This is a genomic window from Duganella sp. CF458 (assembly GCF_900113115.1).
GTDB lineage: Bacteria > Pseudomonadota > Gammaproteobacteria > Burkholderiales > Burkholderiaceae_D > Rugamonas.
Window position 1 is genome coordinate 1 of sequence record NZ_FOOF01000051.1, and the last position, 1,966, is coordinate 1,966.

Below are 1,966 nucleotides of genomic sequence, written 5' to 3' on the forward strand. Positions count from 1 at the left end.
AGCAAAAGCTCGCGGCAAGCGAATTCGAACAAGGGGCGGCACTAACGGTTGTCGAGCAAAATGCGGTCGCGCCGCAGCGCGGTGCGGAGCAGCGACTTGAAAATGGTGAATTGGTGAAATTTGATGGTACTGGCACGGTTCCGATTGGCGAGGTGACGAGTTCTGACTACAAGTTGCCGGGCGAAGGGAGGCTTGTGGGGGGCTCGATTGCTGCCACCTACGCAGCATTTGATAAAGCCGGTAACCTGTTTACAAATGCTTCTGACATAAAAGGGAATTATCAGTTCTCTGGTCGACTTGACGGTGCAAGGGCCACTATCCAAGATGTTCTCGACAACGCGACAGACCCACAGCAGCGCCTTGAGCTGTTGAAGTATCGCTTTGAGCGTTGGAACGTTGGGGCTGGTGAGTATGCCGCGTTGGGGCTTGACCTTAATCCAGGCGATCCAGGCTTCACCGAGATGCAGCAGCGCGCAAATGGCATGCGTGATGCCGTGGGTTCCTTCTCTCTGATGACGGCCGGCGGGGTTGCCGGACTGATGACAGGTGGCTTGGCATTTGGCGCAGTTCGTACCCTTGGTGCGCCGCTGGCTACTAGTGCATGGGGGGCGATAGGCGTTACTGGCGCAGCGGGTGTTTCTGCAGGCTTTGTCGGTGATTTGACATCCCAGGGTATCGAGAATGTCGCCTATTTCGCATCAGGCAAGACAATTGGCCACTTCGGCATAAAAAAGACTGAGCTGGCGCTATCCGCGGGGTTCGGTCTAGCACCTATACTGCCTTCCGTGATTAGGCAAACTGCGGCAGAAGCGCGAGCGGTAGGAATGCCGGACTGGAGCATTGGATTTGATTTGAAACCTGGCACAACACTTAATGGTCTTGTGCCTCAACAACTTTACGAGGCCGTGCAACTTGAGCGAATTGTTGTAGCAAGAGCGGCCGAGCAAGAAGTTTTCCACAACCAGTTACCACAAAGATTAGCGGAAGAATTGGCGGAAGCCGGAAGGCTCGGTGTACGCCCTATTGCGCCGTTATCGGAGGGTTTTGACAAAATTATCGAAAGGGAAATGAAGTTCGCAGTGACGCAAAAAGGTGAATTGCGAGTCATGCCGAAATTTGCTGAGGATGGTAGTGAAATATCGCATGCGGTTTTGACTAACGGGAAACCGGTCATTTCTGCGGGTGAGGTGGATATCGCTGGTGACGCACTGAATGGTTATCTGGGTCTAGGCTTCAAAACTCATAGCGGACACTTTTTGAATGGCGCGACTGACGCTCAAAATGCTAAAGTCGAGGCCATTGCGCGTGAAGCCTTCGAGAAGTACGGAATTACTTTTTGATACGGAGAGATTATGAAAAAGAGACTTTGGAATGCCCTCCTTGAGGGTGATGTATCAATCGACGCTATCAAGACTTTGCATACGCCTGCCATGAACTTTAAGCTATCGCCAAACTCATACGAGCAAGGGGTTCGTTTCCCTTGGGTATTGAGTGTGCCTGCGACTGTTTATATTCTCGAGGGGGAATGCACATGCAGATCCGTTGATGCTGAGCTGATTGTGCGTGGATCTGAAATTCTCGATGCTGAACCAGGTCGTTATGAATTCGAGGTAACTGGCGGAACTAAAGTGAAACTTGTCACTGTGTATTCGCTTCCTCCGAGAGCATGATTCGGTGCCGGACTTACACCCGGTGACTAGTTTTATTTTTGGAAGGTTCGTCTGATTCGGCGGTTTGAACCGGTGCGCTATAGTGGCTCGGTGCCATAACTTGGCGCCAGGTCTGCTATTCGGACTTGGCATCCAACAGTGATCTTTCTGAAGACTCCTCCGCACGCGGAAAATGCGTTGCTTGCTCAATATGGGAGCAAGGGCCAACACCAACCGCTGGACCTTCTATGCCTACGATGCGGTGGGCAACCGCATCTCCGAAGTGCAGGAGCAGAACGGCCAGACGTTCCAGCGCA

At 52.3% G+C, this 1,966-nt stretch carries 2 protein-coding genes; both read left to right on the forward strand.

The window, feature by feature from the left end; all coding sequences use genetic code 11:
- Positions 1–1,340, forward strand: a 1,340-nt coding sequence (locus BM269_RS29590; RefSeq protein ID WP_211482764.1) for a hypothetical protein, incomplete at its 5' end; no start/stop codon positions are given.
- A 12-nt stretch (positions 1,341–1,352) separates the two neighbouring features.
- Positions 1,353–1,670 carry a hypothetical protein gene (locus tag BM269_RS29305; protein ID WP_139232916.1) on the forward strand — a complete coding sequence of 106 codons (318 nt, stop codon included), beginning with the start codon at positions 1,353–1,355 and terminating at the stop codon, positions 1,668–1,670.
- The last annotated feature ends 296 nt before the right edge of the window (positions 1,671–1,966 follow it).

Bases quoted from the DNA above. Each gene is read 5' to 3' on its own strand.
- BM269_RS29305 (WP_139232916.1), top strand. From the start codon at position 1,353: ATGAAAAAGAGACTTTGGAATGCCCTCCTTGAGGGTGATGTATCAATC.